Source organism: Microbacterium sp. JC 701 (assembly GCF_021026215.1).
GTDB classification, from domain to species: domain Bacteria; phylum Actinomycetota; class Actinomycetes; order Actinomycetales; family Microbacteriaceae; genus Microbacterium; species Microbacterium algihabitans.
In genome coordinates this window covers 555,926-575,411 of the sequence record NZ_JAJNCV010000001.1, presented here as the reverse complement: position 1 = coordinate 575,411, position 19,486 = coordinate 555,926, and the positions used below count along the sequence as shown (strand labels likewise).

Here is a 19,486-nt window from a genome sequence, read left to right as displayed (position 1 = left end):
CGCATCGCGGCCCTCGAGAGCGCGACCGAGCCCGACGAGCGGTCGACCGCCGACACGACGAAGACCCCCGACCGCAAGGGCCGGGGGTCTCGGTTCAGAGGCTCAGGAGCGACGCGCTCGGCGACGGACGATGAACACGGTGGTCAGGCCGGCCACGAGAAGACCGACCGCGAGCGCCAGCGCGACGGTGGCATCGGTACCGGTCACGGCGAGTCCACTCGGGCTGCTCGGGGTGTTCGGCTGCGACCAGGTGGGAGGCACCGACGGCGACGCCGAGGGGCTCGCGACGGGCTGAGACGGTGACGGCGAGGGGCTCGCACCCGGGGTGGACGGGGACGGGCTCGCAGCCGGCGCAGACGGCGAGGGGCTCGCACCCGGGTTCGACGGCGACGGCGACGGACCAGCACCCGGGTTAGACGGCGACGGCGAAGGACCGGCACCCGGGCTCGAGGGCGAAGGCGACGGGCTCGCACCCGGGCTGGAGGGCGACGGCGAAGGGCTCGCACCCGGCTCAGACGGCGACGGGCTCGGCTCGGACGGCGTTCCGGGCGGAGGGCAGTCCTCGGCGGCGGAGATCGTGTTGGTGTCGAGCGTCACAGCTCCGTTCAGCGCGATGACTCGCCCCTCGACCTGAGCCGCGGTGGTCACGGTGACCGACTGGTCGGCGACGACGGTCCCCTGGAAATCGGCCGCGGTTCCGAGGGTGGCCGAGCTGCCCACCTGCCAGAACACGTTGCACGCCGTCGCTCCGCCGGTGATGGCGATGCGACTCGACGATCCGATGATCAGAGTGGATTCGGCTTGAAAGACCCAGACCGAGTCCTCGCCACCCGTGAGTGTCAGGGTGCCGGTGTCGGCCAGCGAGAGCGCCCCGCCCGAGTAGACGCCCGGCGACAGCGACAGGGTGTTGAGCTCGGCGAGCCCGGTGCGGGTCGGTGTGAGCGAAGCGGCGGTGCCGTATGCCGTCAGCGCGTCGCGCTGCGCTTGCACGGCCACGGCGTCGGTCTGGTGCACCGTTCCGTTGACGACACCGTTGGGCAGACCGCCGAAGCCGGTGATCGATGTGCCGGGAGCGATCCCGAGGTCGCCGTTGACGACCGTGGGGCCGGTGTTGGTGACGGCGCTGGCGCCCAAGACGCCGTAGTCGATCGCCGTGCCGAGGTCGATGGGGCCGTCGGCGACGGTGGCGGCGGAGGCCTGGGAGATCAACCCGGCCCCCAGGAGTGCAGCGAGGCCCACACCGGTGATGGCCAGGGTGAGAGGGCGGATGTTGCGGGACGTGGCCATAGTGGCCCCTGTCTGATGACGAAGAGGCATAAGCGAACGTCGACGACGCATGATCTCCGGTTCTCGAAGTATGTTGCACTCAGCTGGCTCATAGGATTATTCGGAGCTATTGGCGACCAACTGCCAGGTTCACCGCCCCTGCGTGCATCGTCGGCACGTGCGCCGCTAACGTATGGGCCATGGTCGACAGGGACGCCATGGAACGCGGTCGAGCAATCTTCGACCCGATCGCCGAGCGCGAATGCGCGTTGCCCGGCGTCGACATCGGGCGAATGTTCGGCACTGAAGGACTCCGCATCCGCACGAAGGTCTACGCCTTCGTCGTGCACAACGGCTCGCTGGTCGTGAAGCTGCCCGAGAAGCGGGTCGGCGACCTCGCCGCCGCCGGCGATGCCGAGCCGATGGTCATGCGGGGGCGACCGATGCGCGAATGGGCCGAGGTGACGGTCGAGGCCGGACCCGACCGATGGGCCGCCCTGATCGCCGAGGCCCGCGGCTTCGTCGACGAGATCACGCCGTAGCCTCGACCGATGAGTTCGACCGCATACGACGCCCGGGCCGACGAGTACATCGCCGCCCTCGGGTCGATGGATGCCGTGCACCCCGTCGACCGCGGCATCGTCGACACGTGGGCACGAGCGGTGGAGGGACCGGTCCTCGACGCCGGCTGCGGCCCGGGACACTGGACCGCGCACCTCGCCGGACGCGGCCTCGACGTGCGGGGCGTCGACCTCGCGCCGCGGTTCGTGACGCACGCGCGGGCGGCGCATCCCGGCATCCGGTTCGATCTGGGCAGCATCGACGACCTCGAGATTCCGGATGCCGCCCTGGCCGGCGTCGTGTCGTGGTTCTCGACCATCCACCACGCGCCGGCCGACATCGGCACCCCGCTGCGCGAGTGCGCGCGGGTGCTGCGGCCGGGCGGCACGCTGCTGCTCGGCTTCTTCGTCGGCGCGACTCTCGAGCCGTTCGCCCACGCCGTCGCCCCCGCGTGGCGCTGGCCGGTCGAGGCTCTCGCCGACCGCCTCGATGCCGCCGGGTTCGACGTGACCGAGACGCACACGCGCTCGACCCGCGGCGAGCGCCCCGTCGGTGCGATCACCTGCGAGCGGCGGGCCGCGTGAGCGAGTTCGGGTCGTGGCAATTCGCGCGTGCCACCGCCGCAGACGCCCCAGCCGTCGCCGCATTCCAGACGATGGTGTGGGACCAGACGTACAGCGGGTTGATCGCCGAGGAGATGCTCGCGGCGACTTCGACCGACCGCACGTCACGGTGGACGGAACGAATCTCGACCGGCGAACGCGACGTGACTCTCGCGCGAATCGGGAGCGAGATCGTGGGGGTGGCGAGCACCTCGAAGGGGACGCCTCTGCACTACGGGCTGCCCTCGACGGAGCTGTGTTCTTTCTACCTCCGCACCGATGTCCGTGGAACGGGTCTTGCGGTTCAGCTCCTCCGTGAGGCGATCGGCCGGGAGGACGCACACCTCCTGGTCTTCGACGTCAACGAGCGTGCCAGACGCTTCTATCGGCGCCACGGGTTCGTTTCGTTCGGCGATCCGCAGCTCGATGAAGGCACGGGGCTGATGGAACGGCGAATGGTGCGTTCGCACTTCGGCGCCAGCGAGTTCTCGACCTGACACGCCACCCGAGCGGAGGAGTTTCGGCGAGCGGAGGACCGCCGCCGCGGCATCCGTCCTCCCCTCGCCGAATTCCCTCCGGAGCGCCCCGCGCGATCGGATCACGAACCCGGCGTGACGAAACTGCCCGTCACCCCGTCTTACCCATGTGCCGCTTGTGCGGACTCCGAGACCGCCCGGCCGACGCGCCCCCAATTTCCGCGTCGGCCGGGTGCCGCGACTCGGCACAGCGCTCTGCGGATGCGTGGCTGCGGCGATGCGCGGTCAGGATCGAGGCGAGAGCAGAGCCTCGACATCGTCGACGAGGCCCGCAGCGCCCGGCGCAACGGCAATCGCCTGCCCGATCCGGCGGGCGTTCGCCGCGTAGCGCGGGTCGGCGAGGATCCGCCGAACCGCCGAGCGCACGGCATCCGGGGTCGGGCGACCCGTGCGGAGGTTCACTCCCACACCGGCGTAGTGCACGCGAGCGGAGGTCTCGACCTTGTCTTCGGAGTCCCCGGCGATGACGATCGGCACACCGTGGCGCATGGCGTGATGCAGACCGCCGTATCCGCCGTTGGTCACGAGGACGCTCGTCCGGGCGAGGAGTTCGTCATAGGGGAGGTAGCTCGCGGCGAAGGCGTTCGCGGGCAGGGGAGGAAGAGTGTCGACCGGCCGGCCGCCGGTGGTGACGGCGACCTGCACGGGCAGGTCGGCGAGCGCGGTGAGGGTCGGGAGGATGACCTCGCTGTAGTCGGTGTTGGCGACGGTGCCCTGCGTGACGTGCACGAGCGGGAGGCGTGGATCGAGGTCGTCGAACCAATCCGGCGCCGGGGTGGGACGAGCGGACGCCGCGGGCATCGGGCCGTAGAAGCGCAGGTGCGTGGGGGCATCGCTGCGCGGGTATTCGAACTCCTCGACCGTGAAGTGCGCGAGAAGGTCGCTGCGCGAGAGGACGTCCATGAAGAACGCGCCGTTCAAGCGTGGCGCGCCGACATCTGCGAGGAACCGATCGAGGCTGCGGTGCACGGGGCGCAAGACGGCCTTGGCCGTCACCCCCAAGGCCCGGTTGCGCAGACGATTGAGCAGGGGCTGACGCAACGGCGTGAGGCCGAGCCCGTAAGGCGGCGCGTCACGGCTCGAGAAACCGGCCGCGGTGATGCCGCACATGACGGTGAGCGGCCGTTGCGAGCGCGGCCGGGCGAACAGCGTCTGCACCCCGAGAAAGGTCATGTCGTGCAGCACGACGTCGGCCGGCTCGTCGCGCAGGATGCGCTCGAGCACCGACGCCGCCGGGGCCGCGGGCTCGACGAAAGCGCGCTCGACCCCGCGGTTGATCGTGGCGAGCCCGCGTTCGCGTTCGTCGCCGTCCATGCCGATGTCGTCGAGCGTGTCCGCTTCGGGCGGGAGGGACAGGAACCGGATGCCGGTGGCCTCGACCATCGCTCGATAGCGGGCGCCCGTGAGCAGGCGCACATCCCACCCGCGTCGCTGGAGTTCGGCGGCGACGACGAGCAGGGGACCGACATGCCCGACGGCGGGCATGCTGCAGATCAGGGCGGAGGAGGTCATGTCTCTGTCTTTCGAGGACGGCCCCGCCGAGGGCTCACGCGAGATTGTCGGCGAGGCGGGTGAGTTGTGCGGTGAGCCACGACCGGTAGGCCGCGACATCCCACCCGCGGGCGACGATGAAGTGCGTCCACGGGTCGGGGCCGGTGATCAGGCCGAGGACGTCGGCGGCGAGAGCGAGCTGGTCGATGCGGATGCGATCGCGCTGCAGGAACCAGCCGGCCGCGATCGTCATGTCACGGTGGCGCCGCATCTCGAGGTCGAGATAGGCGGCACGCACCTCGGGGTCGCCGTCTGCGGCGGCGAGCATCGCCCGCACGATGGCCGCGGAGCGCTTGTTCGCCTCGATGAGGAAGTCGACATACAGCGCGATTGCCGTGTCCGTGTCGGGCTCGCTCATGATGGCGACGAGCTCGGGACGCTCGGTGAGCGGATGCCGCCCCTCGTCGCCGGCGAACGTGCGCTCGAAGGCGGCGATGAGCAGGGCGTGCTTGGGTCCGTTGAGGTGCACCGTCGGGATCGACACCCCCGCCTCGGCGGCGATCGCCTTGATGGATGTGGCGACGTAGCCGTCGCGCACGAAGAGCCGGGCCGCCGTCTCGATGATGTTCGCGCGCGTGGCGGCGGCGTCGGCCTGCCGCTTGGGGGACTGATAGCTGCGAGGCACGTCCCACACGCTACTTCGCTGCGGTGATGCCTGCCCGGGCGATGAGGAGCCCCGCGATGATCTGCGCGCCGGTGGACACGAAGTACATGGTGTTCGTGAGCGCCTCGACGGAGCTGGCGTTGATCACCGCACCGAGGGCGAAGCCGACGAGCGAGAGCACGAGGATCGCCCACCGCGCCGCGCCCGTGAGCACACGTGCGCGGACGATCATGATGCCCCCGATCGTCAGCAAAAGACCCTGGACGGCACTCATCCCGAACAGGAACGCTGTCGCGCCGTCAACGGGTTCCGAGATCGGCAGCAGGTACCCGGCCAGCAGGTACAGGCTCTGGTTCGCGAGGAAGAACGCCCCGAATCCGAGCAGCGCGAGCTTTCCGGCGACGGACGAGCCGACGGCCCCCCGTCCATCACCACGCCCGAGGGCGAGCGGGAACATCGCCGCGACGTGCGCGAGGGTACTGGCGAGGAAAAGCACCCAGAAGGCGGTGGCCGGGCCGGGTTCCGTCGAGACGTCGGTTCCGATCTCGAGAGCGGTGGCAGCGGTCAACAGCACACCCCCGGTGAGGATCAGGATGCCGGCGGCCCGGGGCCACGAGGGGCGGACGGTGGCGGCAAGCGAGGACGGTCGGACAGCGGGGGCGGGAGCGGTCACGGGTGACTCCTTCAATGAGTGGCAAGGCGTGGAAGCGGGACGAGGGGTCCGATCGAGAAATGACTATACCCACGTATAGGTCAATCCTCGGGAGGGAAAGGAGTAGTCGTCGCCATGCCAACCCGGCGAAAGGTGGGATCGTCGTCGGATCCTGTCCAGAAGTCGCCCGCTCCCACCTCGCTCACGCGTTTTCATTACGGCCACACCGTAGCGAAGTGGTAGCGGCGAAACAGCGCCGCTAGCGTCACGGCCATACCCGCACCGGAAGGCATCCCGCCCTCGTGCGTCACCACCCCGATTGCGACGCTGGCGCGATCGAACCACGTGCGTCGAGGCGATCCCGGCGATGTGGAGAACCTGCTCCCGGGACAACGCGTTCAGGACCTTCTTCCCCGGGCGCAGGATCGAGTCCGCGGCATCCGCGAGCATCCCTCCCGATGAACGCGAAACGCCGCCGCCCCCGAACGAGGGGACGACGGCGTTGCCACGGAAGGGTTACTCCCCCGCGGCCGCCGGGGCGGCCTGGGCCGCCTGCTGCGCGGGTGCCGCATCGCGCGGGGCGCCGTGCGGGCGGATCACCGAGGGGCGCTTCATGAACAGCACCGCGACGAGACCGACGGCGATGACGCAGATCGGAAGGATCAGCGACTCACCCATGGCCGTCGAGAAGCCCGCGACCACCTGCGGCGGCAGCGCACCCGAGCCGAAGCTCGCCGACGCGTCGGCGGCACCGGGCAGGTTCGCTTCGAGGCGCGCCTGCATGAACGCGGCGATGGATGCCGAGCCGATCACCGATCCGACGGTGCGGGTGGTGTTGTAGATGCCGGCGCCGGCGCCCGCCTGACGCGGCGGCAGGTTGCGCGTCGCAGTGGTGGCGAGCGGGCCCCACATTCCGGCGTTGCCGACGCCCATGAGGGCCGAGGGGATGAGGAAGGCCCAGATCGGCGCGTCGTTGAGGATCAGCGCGAGGTAGAGGCCCAGCGATCCGCCGACCAGCAGCAGGCCCGGCACGAGCAGGAAGCGCGGGTCGGTGCGGTCGAGGAGCTTGCCGGCGAAGGGTGCCAGCACCCCCGAGAGGATCGCGAGAGGGATGAGCAGCAGCGCCGACTCGGTGGGGGTGAGACCCCGCGCGAGCTGCAGGTAGAACATCTGCGGCAGGGCCATGCTCGTCACGGTGAAGCCGACGGTCGCGATCGCGAGGTTGGCGACAGAGAAGTTGCGCTCGCGGAACAGGTCGAGGGGCACGAGGGGCTCGCCCTTGCTGCGCGCCTGCGTCCAGATGAACACGCCCATCACGACGACACCGGCGGCGACCATGACCCAGATCCACGTCGCCCAGGAGTAGTGCTCGCCCTCCTGCAGGCCGAAGACGATGAGGAAGAGGCCCACGGCGCTGAGGATCACCCCGAGGATGTCGAACTTGTGAGCGGTCTTCGGCAGCTGCGGCACGAGGATCACCGCGGCGATGAAGCCGATGATGCCGACCGGGATGTTGATGAAGAAGATCCACTCCCACCCGAGGCCGTCGACGAGCAGGCCGCCCGCGAGCGGGCCGACGAGGGTCGCGACACCGGCGGTGGCACCCCACAGGCCCATGGCCGCACCGCGGTTCTGCGGCGGGAAGGTGCGCGTGATGACGGCCATGGTCTGCGGCGTCATGAGCGCGGCGCCGAGGCCCTGCACGGCGCGGGCGACGATGAGCATTTCGAGCGAGGGGGCGAGTCCGCACGCGAGCGAGGCGATCGTGAAGATCGCGAGACCCGTCAGGTAGATGTTCTTGGGTCCGAAGCGGTCGCCGAGGCGTCCGGTGATCAGCAGGGGGACCGCATAGGTGAGCAGGTAGGCGCTGGTGACCCACACGACGTTGTCGAGGTTGCTGGTGTTCGGGTCGAGCGCCGCCTTGATGGCGGGGTTCGCCACCGAGACGATCGTGGTGTCGACCAGGATCATGAAGAACCCGATGACCAGGGCCCAGAGGGCCGGCCAGGGGCTGCGTTCGGTGGTCTTGTGCGACCCGGTGCGAGTGGAGGCCGCGGAGGCGGCGCGGGAGTCGGTCATGGGGTGGTCTCCTTTGAGACGCGATGCTTCTTCTTGATGTGTTCGGGGATTTCGGCGATGCCCCAGGCGAGGGAGCGATCGGCGAGGCGCGCACGCAGGGAGTCCTGCCACGCGAGTTCGGCGTCGAGCAGAGCGGATTGCCGCTGCAGCTCGACGAGGAATTGTTCGGGGGTCTCGCGCTCGGCCGCGTTCACGAGGCCGGCGCGGTGTTCGTCGAGAGAGTCGAGGAGCAGGGCGCGGCGGGCGTCCAGCAGGTCGATCACCTCGGCGCGGTCGAGATTGTGGGCCTCCGACAGCGCGACGCGGAAGTCGCTCGGTCGGTCGATCTGGGGCAGCTCGGCGCGCACCCATTCTTCGACGGCCCGATGCCCGGCATCCCGGATCGTGTACGTGGTGCGTTCGGGACGATTGCCGTCGCGGTCGACGCCCACTTCGGCCAGCAGACCGTCCCGCTCGAGGCGCGCGACGGTGTGGTAGATCGTGCCCTTCTGCAGGGGCACGAGGCGGTCGTCCCGACGCTCCTTGAGCAGCCGAACGAGCTCGTAGGTGTGCATGTCACCTTCGCGCAGCGTCGCGAGGATCATCACGGCGACCGGGGTGAGGCGGCTGGGCTCCGGCATCCGTCCCCCTCCATGGTCCGTGTCGACTAGTCCACGTGGACTATACGCTGTTGCGGCGCTTGAGGCGAACTCGCGCGGGTGAACATCGCGTATCGCACCGCCCTCGCCGCCGCGCACAGTCAACGCCCGGGTGGTCGTCGGCGCGGAGGGCTTGCGCCCGACGCAGAACACGCCGCGCCCGGTGCGGACGCGGCGTGTTCGGGAGGGGTTCCGGATGCCGGGACTCAGGCCGGCGGCGAGTCGCCCGAGACCGTCTCGGCCTCCGCTCGCGCCTCCTCGCGTGCCTCGGCCTGCGCCGAAACCGCGCGTCGCTGGCGCCAACGGGCGGGGATGCCGAAGATCCCGCGCTGGTTGGGCTCCTCGACCTCGAGGCCGTAGTGCTCGCCGATCGAATCGCGCAGCTGCGCCCGCTCGGCCTTGTCATAGGCCTTCATCTCACGACGGAACGCCACGACGGTGGCCCAGCAGATCGCGAGCAGCACGACGCTGAAAGGCAGGGCGATGCTGATCGCCGCGGTCTGCAGCGCCGTGAGCCCACCCGCCAGCAGCAGGGCGAAGGCGATGAGCGAGGTGGCGAGCGTGAAGAACACGCGCACCCAGCGCTTGGGCTCCTCTTCGCCGCCGGTGGCGATCATCCCCATCACCAGAGCGCCGGAGTCGGCCGAGGTGACGAAGAAGATCCCGATGAGGATGAGGAAGCCCACCGAGATCACCACCGATCCGGGAACGCTCTGCAGCATCTGGAACAGCGCCGTCGAGACGTTCACCGACCCGTCGGCGCCGACCAGTTCGACCGTGCCGGTGAGCTCGCCGTAGATCGCGGTTCCGCCGAGCACGGTGAACCACAGGATGCCGACGAGCGTGGGCACGAGAATGACGCCGACAACGAACTCGCGCACGGTGCGACCGCGCGAGATGCGCGCGATGAAGATGCCGACGAAGGGAGCCCACGAGATCCACCAGCCCCAGTAGAACGCGGTCCAGGTGCCCTGCCAGGCCACGCCCTCGTCACCGGAGTACGCGCTGGTGGTGAAGGACAGGCTCACGAAATTCTGGATGTAGTTGCCGATCGACTGCACGACATCTCGCAGGAGGAACTCGGTGGGGCCGACGAACAGCAGGAACAGCATGAGCAACCCCGCGAGCACGAGATTGATGTTCGACAGCCACTTCATGCCCTTGCCGACGCCCGACAGCACCGAGAACAGCACGAATCCGGTGATGATGCCGACGATGATCGCCTGGCTGATGACCGACGGCGAGACGACGCCCAGGTAGTCGAGACCCGCGCTGATCTGGATGACACCGAGGCCGAGCGAGGTGGCCACGCCGAAGAGGGTGCCGACGAGGGCCGCGACGTCGATCGCGTTGCCCCAGCCGCCCTGCACGAGACGCGCACCCAGGATCGGCTCGAGCGCCCAGCGGATGGTTCGCGGCCGGCGACGGCGGTGGAACGCGTAGGCGAGGGCGAGACCGAGCACGACGTAGATCGACCACGCGTGAACTCCCCAGTGCAGGAAGGTCTGCGACATCGCCTGCTGCGCGAGCTGGTTGGGAGTGCCCTCCACGCCGGGCCGCGGCTCGATGAAATGGCTGAGCGGCTCGCTCACGCCGTAGAAGACGAGGCCGATGCCCATGCCCGCGGCGAACAGCAGCGAGAACCACGACATGGTCGAGAACTCCGGCTCGTCGTCGTCCTGCCCGAGCTTGATGTTGCCGAAGCGACTGAAGCCCATGGTGAGCGCGAAGACGACGAAGAAGGCCGCGATCAGCACGTAGTACCAGTTGAACGCCGAGACGATGAAGGTCTGCACGGCGCCGAACGTCGCTTCGGCGGCAGCCGGGAAGAGCATCGCGAACGCGATGAAGGCGAGGGCGATCGCGGCGGCGGGCCAGAAGACCCACCCGCGGATGGTGGAGTGCCTGCTCCCCGCGTGGGGGTCGATGGCTACCGAGGTTCGGGGGGAGTCATCGGTCATTCCTCCGAGGGTAGTCAACGGGTCCGCCGCGCTCGGGGGGCAGGCGTCGCCGGAGGCGTTGTGACAGAATCAGCCTTCCGCGCCGTCGTGGGCGGCCGGTCGCACCCGCGATAATGAGCGGGTGACCACCGCTCCCCCGCTCGAGCTTCCCGGCTGGCGCCACGTCTATTCCGGCAAGGTGCGCGACCTCTACGTCCCCGCCGACACCGCCGCAGACGCCACCCCCGCGCACCTCCTCGTCGTGGCGAGCGACCGCGTGAGCGCCTTCGACCATGTGCTCTCCCCCGGCATCCCGGGCAAGGGCGAACTGCTGACCACCCTCAGCCTGTGGTGGTTCGACCAGCTCGCCGGAGCCGACGGCGGTCGGGCGATCCCGAACCATCTGGCGGCCGATCACACGCTGCGGGGCGACGACCCGGTGTCGTTGATCCCGGATGCCGTGAGGGGGCGCGCGATGCTCGTCCGCTCCCTCGACATGCAGCCGATCGAGTGCGTCGTGCGCGGCTACCTCACCGGCTCGGGTTGGGCCGAGTATCAGGCGGAGGGCACGGTGTGCGGCATCCGTCTGCCCGAGGGCCTGAACGACGGTGACCGCCTCCCCGAGCCTCTCTACACGCCCGCCTTCAAGGCGCCGATGGGCGAGCACGACGAGAACATCACCTTCGAGCGCTCGGTCGAGCTCGTCGGTGCCGAGACGGCCGCCGCCCTGCGCGACCTCTCGCTCGAGATCTACCGCCGCGCCGCCGCGACCGCCGAGGCGCACGGCCTGATCCTCGCCGACACCAAGTTCGAGTTCGGCTTCGACGACGCGGGCGTGCTGACCCTCGCCGACGAGGTGCTCACGTCCGACTCCTCGCGCTACTGGGATGCCGAGGCCTGGCGCACCGGCACGACCCCCGCGGAGCGCATGGCGAGCTTCGACAAGCAGATCGTGCGCAACTGGCTGGCCCAGAACTGGGACAAGCAGGGCGAGCCGCCCACCCTTCCCGACGAGATCGTCGAGCGCACGCGCGAGCGCTACGCGACGCTGCTCGGCCTGCTCACCGGCGCCTGACCCGCGCCCGCGGAGGCTTCGACAGCCTCACCGCAACCGCAACCGGTCCCTGAGCCGCAACCCGGTCCCTGAGCCGCCCGCGGTCCCTGAGCCGCCCACGGTCCCTGAGCCGCCCACGGTCCCTGAGCTTGTCGAAGGGCCCCCCCGACCACATCCCCCAAGGAGACACATGTTCCGCTGGAAGCTGCACGGCAACGGCCGCACGGTCGAGCCCGGGGCCGTCGTCGCCCCCGGCGAACGCCTGAACTGGGGCGCGACGGTCGCGATCGGCCTCCAGCACGTCATCGCGATGTTCGGCGCAACCTTCCTCGTGCCGGTGCTGACGAAGTTCCCGGTCTCGACCACGCTGCTGTTCTCCGGCATCGGCACGCTGCTGTTCCTGCTCGTGACGAAGAACCGCCTCCCCAGCTACCTGGGGTCGTCGTTCGCGTTCATCGCGCCGATCACCGCCGCCACGACCATGGCCGGCACGGGCTCGGCGCTCGCGGGCATCGTCGCCGTGGGTGTGCTTCTCGCCGTCATCGGCGTCATCGTGCAGTTCGCCGGCCTCGGCTGGGTCGACAAGGTCATGCCGCCGGTGGTCGCCGGCGCGATCGTCGCCCTCATCGGTTTCAACCTCGCGCCCGTCGCGTGGTCGAACTTCCAGCTGCAGCCCCTGCCGGGCACGATCACCCTCGTCGCGGTGATCCTGTTCAGCGTGCTGTTCCGCGGCTTCCTCGGACGCATCTCGATCTTCCTCGGCGTGATCGTGGGCTACGTCGCGACCGTGATCATCCAGGCCGTCTCGGGTGAGACGCTCATCGACTTCGATGCCGTCGCCCAGGCGCCCTGGGTGGGCCTGCCGACCTTCCAGTTCGCCGATTTCACGACGCCCGCGACCTGGTCGGTCATCGCGATGTTCCTCCCCGTCGTGCTGGTGCTCGTGGCCGAAAACGTCGGTCACGTGCGGGGTGTGGCGGCGATGACGGATGCCACGGCCAACCGCTCCACCGGTCGCGCCCTCATCGCCGACGGTGTCGCCACGACCCTCGCCGGAACCTTCGGCGGCTCCGGCACCACGACCTACGGCGAGAACATCGGCGTCATGGCGGCGACCCGCGTCTACTCCACCGCGGTGTACTGGGTCGCCGGTCTGACCGCGATCGTGCTGAGCCTCTCGCCCAAGGTCGGCGCGGTGTTCAACACCATCCCGCCGGGCGTGCTCGGTGGCGTGACGACCGCGCTGTACGGCCTGATCGGCATCATCGGCATCAAGATCTGGGTCGACAACCGCGTCGACTTCTCGCGTCCGGTCAACCAGTACACCGGCGCGGTCGCGCTGGTGCTCGCGATCGCCGGGTTCACGATGCAGTGGGGCGACTTCCAGCTCGGCGCGATCGTGCTCGGTTCGGTCGCGGCACTGCTGATCTACCACCTCGGCAACGCGATCGCCCGCGCCCGCAAGACCGGCGCCGACGACGGCGGTCCGATCCCCGCCGTCGGCCCGTTGGGCGGCGACCCGAGCTGACGGCTCGGTCGCACACGGGACATGACATCTCACGGTCGGCGCACCCGCGTCTTCATGACATCCGTCGGCGAGATCGAAGCCGTCGTCGACGGTGACATCGTGCGCGCCGCGGGCGTGCCCTACGCTCACGCGGACCGATTCGAGAAGCCGCGCGCGCTCTCGCACCTCGGCAGCGATCCGTTCCCCGCCTTCGAGGCCTCGCCCGCCTGCCCCCAGGTGCCCACCGAGGCGTTCGAGGTCATCGGCGACCAGACCGGCGGGCTCCCGCAGAGCGAGCATTGCCAGCGGTTGACCGTCACCCTCCCCGCCGATCACGGCGCCGCGGACGAGCCCCTGCCCGTCATGGTGTGGATCCACGGCGGGTCGTACGTCAGCGGAGCGGGCGATCTGCCCCTGTACGACCCCCGCGCGCTCGTCCTCCAGGAACGCGTGATCGTCGTCACCGTCACCTACCGACTCGGCGTCCTCGGCTACGTCGGCGACGGCGTGGGACGACCCGCCAATCTCGGGCTGCTGGATCAGCTCGCGGCCTTCCGGTGGGTGCAAGCCAACATCGCCTCCTTCGGGGGCGACCCGGCGCGGGTGACGGCCTTCGGCCAGTCGGCGGGGGCCGATGCCGTGCTGCATCTGATGACGGTCGACGGTGCCGCCTCGCTGTTCTCACGAGCGATCGTGCAGAGCGCTCCCCTGCGCACCATCCGCGGTCGCGCGGGGATCGGCGCGGCGATGAACGCCGCTCTCGACGAGACGCTGGTCGACGGCGACGGCCTCGACCTCGAGGTGGCGCAGGCGGCGGTGGCCCGGGCGGCCCGGAAGAGCCCGGTCGCGTTGATGGCGTTCGGACCCCAGGCGGGTCAGGATCCTCTGCCGGACGAGAACGGGATGCGCGAGCGATGGGCGCACGTCGCCCCGAGCATTCCGCTGCTGATCGGAACGACCGCTCACGAGGCACGCCTCTTCCTTCCCCTCGTTCCCGCTCTGCGCAGAGCATCGAGGGTCCCCGTGCTCGGTCCTCGGGTGGTCTCCCTCGTCGATCGCGCACTGACCACCTGGGTCTACAGCGGCCCCGCCCGCGCCTTCGCGCGCGCGTACGAGCGTTCCGGCGGCGAGGTCGTGCGCTTCACCTTCCGTTGGCGGGCGCCGCGCAATCCCTTCGGCTCCTCGCACGCGATCGAGGTGCCCTTCGTCTTCGGCTCCGAGAACGCGGCATCCGGTCTCGCCCCCTATGCCGGCGCAACCGCGGCGGACCTCGACCGGACCGGCGTGCTGATGCGCACGGCATGGGGGCACTTCGCCTACGGCCGCACCGACGACCTCCGTTCGACGCGCAATGTGGTCACGTTCCGTCGCACCGCCTGAGGCACGAGCGGCGCCACGGTAAACTGGGTCTCGGTGCGTCGGGAAGTCTGGTCGACATTTCGTCGATCGACCCCTCAGGAGGCCTCATGAGCCACGACACCACCCGCGCGCCGAGCTGGCCCGGCTACCGCGAAGTCCACCGCGTCACGACGCTGCTCCGCCGCGAATCCGTCGGCGGCATGCTGCTGGTCGTCGCCGCGATCATCGCGATCATCTGGGCGAACTCCCCCGCATCCGACGCCTACTTCGCGCTGCGCGACTTCCGCATCGGCTACGAGCCGTGGCACCTCGACCTGAGCCTGGGAACGTGGGCGGCCGACGGTCTGCTCGCGGTGTTCTTCTTCATGGTCGGCCTCGAGCTCAAGCGCGAGATCGTGAGCGGCAGCCTGCGCCGCTTCGGCACCGCGATCGTCCCGGTCACGGCGGCGTTCGCGGGCGTCGCGGTTCCGGCGCTCATCTACGTCGCGATCGTGCACACGCAGCCGAGCCTGCTGGCCGGATGGGCGATCCCCACCGCGACCGACATCGCGTTCGCCGTCGCCGTGCTCGCCCTCGTCGGCTCGCACCTGCCCGGGCCGCTCCGCATCTTCCTGCTGACCCTCGCGGTGGTCGACGACCTCATCGCCATCGCGATCATCGCGATCTTCTACACCAGCGAGATCTCGCTGCTGCCCCTGGCCGTGTTCGCGGTGCTCGTCGTGATCTACGGCGTCATCGCGCACCGGGCGCGGGCCTGGTTCGCGCGCCACGCGTGGGGCGCGTGGGTCGTCCTGCTGCCGATCGGCTTCGCCGCGTGGGCGTTCCTGCACGCGTCGGGCGTGCACGCCACGATCGCCGGTGTCGCCCTGGCCTTCACCATCCCCGTCGCCGCCTCGCGGCGTCAGCCCGAGCACCACGGCATGGACCTCGCCGAGCAATTCGAGCACCGCTTCCGCCCGCTCTCGAGCGGCATCGCGGTGCCGATCTTCGCGTTCTTCGCCGCGGGTGTCGCCGTCGGCGGGGGCGAGGGCATCATGCGCGCGCTCACCGACCCCGTGACCATCGGCGTGGTCGCCGGTCTCGTGTTCGGAAAGCCGATCGGCATCCTGCTCGGCGTGCGCGTGCTCACCCTCGTGACGAAGGTGCGCCTCGACCCGGCGCTGAAGTGGATCGACCTCGCCGGGGTCGGCCTGCTCGCCGGCATCGGGTTCACCGTGTCGCTGCTGATCGCCGAGCTGAGCTTCCCCGGGGGCTCTCCGCACACCGACGACGCGAAGATCGCGATCATGGCGGCCTCGCTCCTGGCATCCGTCTTCGCTTCCGCCGTACTGCTGGTGCGCAACCGCCGCTACAAGCAGCTGGAGCAGGACGAAGAGGTGGATGCCGACGGCGACGACATCCCCGACGTGTACCAGCGGCCGCTGCCCGACGCCCGCTGAGCGGCGTCCGCGCCCGGCGTCGTCACGAGAACAGGCTCCGCGCCCGGAACAGGACGATGTCGGCCGGAACCTCCTGTTCTCGTGACATCCCCTGTTCTCGTGACGGACGGCTTGACCCTCACGCGACGTGAGGGCGCAGCCTTGTCGGCATGATGAACGCCATGACACGAGACGGGCTGCCGGTCGGCGAGACCGCTGCGCAGCTCGGGCTGACGGTGCGGACCCTGCACCACTGGGACGAGATCGGGTTGGCCCGTCCGGCCGCGCGTTCGGCCGCCGGTTATCGGTTGTACACGGATGCCGACCTCGAACGCCTGCGCCGCATCGTCGTCTACCGCGAACTGGGCCTGGATCTCGAGGCCATCCGCGCGGTGCTCGACGAGCCCGGCGACGACGTCTCGGCGCAGTTGCGGGTGCAGCGGGCGCAGCTCGCGCAGCGGATCGACCAGCTCCGCGAACTCGACGACGACCTCGGCCGCATGATCGAGGCCCAGAAGCACGGCGTCCTGCTCTCGCCCGACGAGCAGAGGGCGGTCTTCGGCCCCGATTGGAACACCGACTGGCCGGCCGAGGCGCGCGACGCCCACGGCTCGTCGCCGCAGTGGCAGCAGGCGGCCGAGCGCTCCGCCTCGCGGGGAGCGGAGGACTGGGCGGCGGTCACGTCGACGCTGGCCGGGGTGGAGGCCGAGCTGGGCGCGGCGATGGCCGCCGGCATCCGCCCCGAAGAGGCGACGGCGGCCGCCCTCGTCGAGCGTCACCGCGAGGCCCTGTCGGCGTTCTACCCGGTCTCGCGGCAGATGCACGTGCACCTCGGGCACATGTACGTGGCCGACGAGCGATTCACCGCGCACTACGACCGCGTGCGTCCGGGCCTGGCCACGTGGCTGTGTGAGGCGATCGAGGCGAGCGCCCGCGCGCACGGCATCGACCCCGACACCGCCGAGTGGGCGTGACGGTCACGCCGAGGCGCGCTCGATGATCTCCGTGGGCAGGATCGTGGCGTGCACGGCGGGCCGCCCGGCGAGGATGTCGAGCAGAACGGATGCCATGTGCCGCCCCTGCGTGAGCGAGGGCTGACGCACGGTGGTCAGCGCCGGCGAGACCGCGGTCGACACGGCCGAGTCGTCGAAGCCGATCACGGCGATGTCGCGACCGGGCTCGATGCCCTTCTCGCGCAAGACCTCGTAGGCGCCGCGCGCCATCAGGTCGCTCGCGACGAAGAGGGCGTCCGGCCTCTCGCCCGCCGACAGCACGCGGGTCATCGCACTCGCTCCGCCCGACTCGGTGAAGTCGCCGTTCTCGACGGCCACGGGGGTCACGCCGGCCTCGGTCATCGCGGCATGGAAGCCCTTCAGACGGTCGATGCCCGCGGGCATGTCGGGCGGTCCCGAGATCGTGGCGATGCGCCGGTGTCCGCGCTCGATCAGGTAGGCCGTCGCGAGTCGGCCGCCCTCGACGTTGTCGACGTCGACGTAGTAATCGTCCGAGCGGATGCGCGCGGGGCGTCCGCCGTAAACGACCGGCACGACGTCGGCGACCCGGTCGAGAAAGGTGTCGCTGGTGTGGTGCGAGGCGACGATCGCGCCGTCGACGCTGCCGCTACGCAGGTATCCGAGCGCCTTGGCGCTGGCGTCGTCGCTCGCGATCAGCATGTTCATGATGTAGTCGGATTCGCCGATCACCTCGCCGATGCCTGCGACGATCGAGGCGAAGAACGGGTCGCCGAAGAAACGGTCGGTCTGCTCGGGGATCACCAGCGCAATGGCGCGGGTCTGCCTGCTCGCGAGCGAGCGCGCCGCGCGGTTGGGCACGTACTGCAGCTCGTCGATCGCTCGACGCACGGCCTCGAGCGCCGATGGCGAGACGGCGGTGGAGCCGTTGACGACGCGCGACACGGTCGAGCGCGACACTCCGGCGCGCGCGGCGACCTCTTCGATCGTGGCGGCGCCCCGCGCGGGTGCGAGATCCAACGCTTCCCTCCTTCGGGGGCCGGTGAGACGGCTTCTGCACGGGTGCCGGTGGTGACCGGCCCCGCGATAGTGCGAGCGTACTGCGGGCGAGAGCGCTGCGCGCAGCGACACCCGGGTACGGGAACAGGCCAAACTTACACCGTATGTCTCTGGCCCATGACCACGCGCGAGGCCGGATCACGACGCTGCATCAGCTGGCACCGACAACGAAGGCCCGGCTCCCTGGGTGGGTGGCCGGGCCCTCGCTCTTCCGACTCAGCGGACGACGGCAGGCTCCAGCGCGCGCTGCGCGATGACCCGCGCGTACGCCAGCCCCGAGTCCTTGATCGTGCGCTCCTGCGTGGCGTAGTCGACGTAGACGATGCCGAAGCGCTTGGCGTAGCCCCAGGCCCACTCGAAGTTGTCCATGAGCGACCAGTAGAAGTAGCCGCGCACGTCGACGCCCTTGTCCACGGCATCCAGCACCGCTCCCAGGTGCGCCTCGACGAACTCGACGCGCTCGGCGTCGTGCACGCGGGTCTCGCCCGCCTCGGTGACCGGCTCGTCGTCGTACGAGGCGCCGTTCTCGGTGACGTACAGCGCCACGCCGGCCTCGGCCGCGTACTCGTCGCTCACGCGCTCGAGCAGGCGGGTGAGCCCCTCGGGCTGCACCTCCCAGCCCATGTTGGTGCGCGAGAGGCCACGGTCGTGCCAGTACAGGTTCTCGCTGGCGGGGAACGGCTTGCCGATCGGGCGCGGGGTGGGCGCATCGCCGGCGGGCGGGTCCACCTCGGGGGGCGTGCCGCCCACGTACTCGCCGTGGTAGTAGTTCACGCCGAGCGAGTCGATGGGCGTCGAGATGACGTCGAGGTCGCCGGGCTGCACGGCCTCCTGCCAGCGCGCGACGGCCTCGGCGTCGGTGTCTCGGAAGTCCTTGATGATGTCGGCCGGGTAGGTGCCGCGGAACACCGGGTCGAGGAACCACCGATTGAACTGCCCGTCGATGCGCCGCGCGGCGTCGAGGTCGGCGGGATCGGCCGGGTCGACGGCATCCGCCACCGTGAGGTTCAGCGTGATCCCCAGGTTCAGCGAGGCGTCGCGCGCACGCAGCTCCCGCACGGTCTGACCGTGCCCGAGCAGCAGGTGGTGCGCGGCGAGCATGCCCTCGGCCTGCGAGTAGTGGCCCGGAGCGTGCGCACCGGCGGTGTAGCTGAGGAACGACGAGCACCACGGCTCGTTGAGCGTCGTCCACACGTCGACGCGGTCGCCCAGGGCGTCGTGCATGTCGAGCGCGTACTCGGTGAAGCGGTCGGCCGTCTCGCGCACGGTCCAGCCGCCGCGATCCTGCAGCGCCTGCGGCAGGTCCCAGTGGTAGAGGGTCAGCCAGGGCAGGATGCCGGCGCCCAGCAGCTCGTCGACGAGACGCTTGTAGAAGTCGACGCCCTTCGGGTTGAGCGCTCCGCCGTCGGGGCGCACGCGCGACCACGACGTCGAGAAGCGGTAGGTCTGCAGGCCGAGCTGCTTCATCAGCTGCACGTCGCCGGCATAGCGGTGGTAGTGGTCGCACGCGACATCGCCGTTGTCGGCGTTGATCACGGCATCCGGAACACGGCTGAAGGCGTCCCAGATCGACGCGGTGCGGCCGTCTTCGAACGCCGCCCCCTCGATCTGGTAGGCCGCCGTGGCGGCACCGAAGAGAAAGCCCTGGGGGAAGGCTCGGGCGTCGGACATGGTTCGGGTTCCTTCCGT

At 70.1% G+C, this 19,486-nt stretch carries 17 protein-coding genes; 8 read left to right on the top strand and 9 right to left on the bottom strand.

All coding sequences use genetic code 11. The features are described from left to right. Positions 1–102 precede the first annotated feature (102 nt). Entirely contained in the window at positions 103–1,287 is a 1,185-nt protein-coding gene (locus LPW41_RS16750; protein WP_269074010.1) for an ice-binding family protein, read from the bottom strand. Between the two features lie 179 nt (positions 1,288–1,466). Here LPW41_RS16750 and LPW41_RS02775 point away from each other — a divergent pair, with 179 nt between their 5' ends. From LPW41_RS02775 to LPW41_RS02765, 3 genes are all read left to right on the top strand, one after another. Further along, a complete protein-coding gene (locus tag LPW41_RS02775) occupies positions 1,467–1,808 on the top strand; it encodes a hypothetical protein (RefSeq protein WP_230704057.1) in 342 nt (113 codons plus the stop codon). A 9-nt stretch (positions 1,809–1,817) separates the two neighbouring features. Then, positions 1,818–2,411, top strand: coding sequence for a class I SAM-dependent methyltransferase (locus LPW41_RS02770; RefSeq protein WP_230704056.1), 594 nt, complete (start codon positions 1,818–1,820; stop codon positions 2,409–2,411). Positions 2,412–2,509: 98 nt separating this feature from the next. Next, on the top strand, positions 2,510–2,926 hold the full coding sequence (locus LPW41_RS02765) for a GNAT family N-acetyltransferase (protein ID WP_230704055.1): 417 nt from the start codon (positions 2,510–2,512) through the stop codon (positions 2,924–2,926). A gap of 264 nt (positions 2,927–3,190) precedes the next feature. Here LPW41_RS02765 and LPW41_RS02760 read toward each other — a convergent pair whose 3' ends face one another. The 6 genes from LPW41_RS02760 to LPW41_RS02735 all read right to left on the bottom strand — a co-directional run bounded on the left by LPW41_RS02760 (position 3,191) and on the right by LPW41_RS02735 (position 10,450). Then, positions 3,191–4,477 (bottom strand): glycosyltransferase, encoded by a 1,287-nt coding sequence (locus LPW41_RS02760; protein ID WP_230704054.1) that lies wholly within the window; start codon positions 4,475–4,477, stop codon positions 3,191–3,193. A gap of 34 nt (positions 4,478–4,511) precedes the next feature. Further along, positions 4,512–5,141, bottom strand: coding sequence for a TetR/AcrR family transcriptional regulator (locus LPW41_RS02755; RefSeq protein ID WP_186325431.1), 630 nt, complete (start codon positions 5,139–5,141; stop codon positions 4,512–4,514). A gap of 10 nt (positions 5,142–5,151) precedes the next feature. Further along, positions 5,152–5,793, bottom strand: a complete 642-nt coding sequence (locus tag LPW41_RS02750; protein ID WP_230704053.1) for a hypothetical protein — start codon at positions 5,791–5,793, stop codon at positions 5,152–5,154. A gap of 495 nt (positions 5,794–6,288) precedes the next feature. After that, positions 6,289–7,851 carry an MFS transporter gene (locus LPW41_RS02745; protein ID WP_144830312.1) on the bottom strand — a complete coding sequence of 521 codons (1,563 nt, stop codon included), beginning with the start codon at positions 7,849–7,851 and terminating at the stop codon, positions 6,289–6,291. Next, on the bottom strand, positions 7,848–8,471 hold the full coding sequence (locus tag LPW41_RS02740) for a PadR family transcriptional regulator (protein WP_144830315.1): 624 nt from the start codon (positions 8,469–8,471) through the stop codon (positions 7,848–7,850). Before LPW41_RS02740 ends, LPW41_RS02745 begins: the two co-directional genes overlap by 4 nt. Positions 8,472–8,695: 224 nt before the next feature. After that, entirely contained in the window at positions 8,696–10,450 is a 1,755-nt protein-coding gene (locus LPW41_RS02735; protein ID WP_230704052.1) for a BCCT family transporter, read from the bottom strand. A 121-nt stretch (positions 10,451–10,571) separates the two neighbouring features. Here LPW41_RS02735 and LPW41_RS02730 point away from each other — a divergent pair, with 121 nt between their 5' ends. From LPW41_RS02730 to LPW41_RS02710, 5 genes are all read left to right on the top strand, one after another. Further along, entirely contained in the window at positions 10,572–11,504 is a 933-nt protein-coding gene (locus LPW41_RS02730) for a phosphoribosylaminoimidazolesuccinocarboxamide synthase (RefSeq protein WP_230704051.1), read from the top strand. A 169-nt stretch (positions 11,505–11,673) separates the two neighbouring features. Then, entirely contained in the window at positions 11,674–13,011 is a 1,338-nt protein-coding gene (locus LPW41_RS02725) for a uracil-xanthine permease family protein (RefSeq protein ID WP_144830327.1), read from the top strand. A 54-nt stretch (positions 13,012–13,065) separates the two neighbouring features. Next, positions 13,066–14,370, top strand: coding sequence for a carboxylesterase family protein (locus tag LPW41_RS02720; protein ID WP_230704050.1), 1,305 nt, complete (start codon positions 13,066–13,068; stop codon positions 14,368–14,370). 86 nt (positions 14,371–14,456) lie between these two features. Continuing rightward, the gene (gene nhaA, locus LPW41_RS02715; RefSeq protein ID WP_230704049.1) at positions 14,457–15,788 is read left to right on the top strand and encodes a Na+/H+ antiporter NhaA; all 1,332 of its coding nucleotides are present in this window, start codon (positions 14,457–14,459) and stop codon (positions 15,786–15,788) included. A gap of 161 nt (positions 15,789–15,949) precedes the next feature. After that, positions 15,950–16,741, top strand: coding sequence for a MerR family transcriptional regulator (locus LPW41_RS02710; protein ID WP_230704048.1), 792 nt, complete (start codon positions 15,950–15,952; stop codon positions 16,739–16,741). A gap of 3 nt (positions 16,742–16,744) precedes the next feature. On the opposite strand, the gene LPW41_RS02705 is transcribed toward LPW41_RS02710, so the two are convergent. Together LPW41_RS02705 and LPW41_RS02700 are read right to left on the bottom strand one after the other, a co-directional pair. Then, complete coding sequence (locus LPW41_RS02705; protein ID WP_144830339.1) at positions 16,745–17,758, bottom strand: LacI family DNA-binding transcriptional regulator; 1,014 nt, start codon at positions 17,756–17,758, stop codon at positions 16,745–16,747. A gap of 255 nt (positions 17,759–18,013) precedes the next feature. Beyond that, positions 18,014–19,468: a glycoside hydrolase family 1 protein gene (locus LPW41_RS02700; RefSeq protein ID WP_230704047.1), complete on the bottom strand. Its 1,455-nt coding sequence runs from the start codon at positions 19,466–19,468 to the stop codon at positions 18,014–18,016. Positions 19,469–19,486: the final 18 nt, after the last annotated feature.

Excerpts from the sequence above, each read along its gene's own strand:
- LPW41_RS02710 (WP_230704048.1), top strand. The coding sequence starts at position 15,950 with ATGACACGAGACGGGCTGCCGGTCGGCGAGACCGCTGCGCAGCTCGGG.
- LPW41_RS02700 (WP_230704047.1), bottom strand. The coding sequence starts at position 19,468 with ATGTCCGACGCCCGAGCCTTCCCCCAGGGCTTTCTCTTCGGTGCCGCC.
- LPW41_RS02720 (WP_230704050.1), top strand. The coding sequence starts at position 13,066 with ATGACATCCGTCGGCGAGATCGAAGCCGTCGTCGACGGTGACATCGTG.
- LPW41_RS02760 (WP_230704054.1), bottom strand. The coding sequence starts at position 4,477 with ATGACCTCCTCCGCCCTGATCTGCAGCATGCCCGCCGTCGGGCATGTC.
- LPW41_RS02725 (WP_144830327.1), top strand. The coding sequence starts at position 11,674 with ATGTTCCGCTGGAAGCTGCACGGCAACGGCCGCACGGTCGAGCCCGGG.
- LPW41_RS02770 (WP_230704056.1), top strand. The coding sequence starts at position 1,818 with ATGAGTTCGACCGCATACGACGCCCGGGCCGACGAGTACATCGCCGCC.
- LPW41_RS16750 (WP_269074010.1), bottom strand. The coding sequence starts at position 1,287 with ATGGCCACGTCCCGCAACATCCGCCCTCTCACCCTGGCCATCACCGGT.
- LPW41_RS02775 (WP_230704057.1), top strand. The coding sequence starts at position 1,467 with ATGGTCGACAGGGACGCCATGGAACGCGGTCGAGCAATCTTCGACCCG.
- LPW41_RS02745 (WP_144830312.1), bottom strand. The coding sequence starts at position 7,851 with ATGACCGACTCCCGCGCCGCCTCCGCGGCCTCCACTCGCACCGGGTCG.
- LPW41_RS02735 (WP_230704052.1), bottom strand. The coding sequence starts at position 10,450 with ATGACCGATGACTCCCCCCGAACCTCGGTAGCCATCGACCCCCACGCG.
- nhaA (WP_230704049.1), top strand. The coding sequence starts at position 14,457 with ATGAGCCACGACACCACCCGCGCGCCGAGCTGGCCCGGCTACCGCGAA.
- LPW41_RS02740 (WP_144830315.1), bottom strand. The coding sequence starts at position 8,471 with ATGCCGGAGCCCAGCCGCCTCACCCCGGTCGCCGTGATGATCCTCGCG.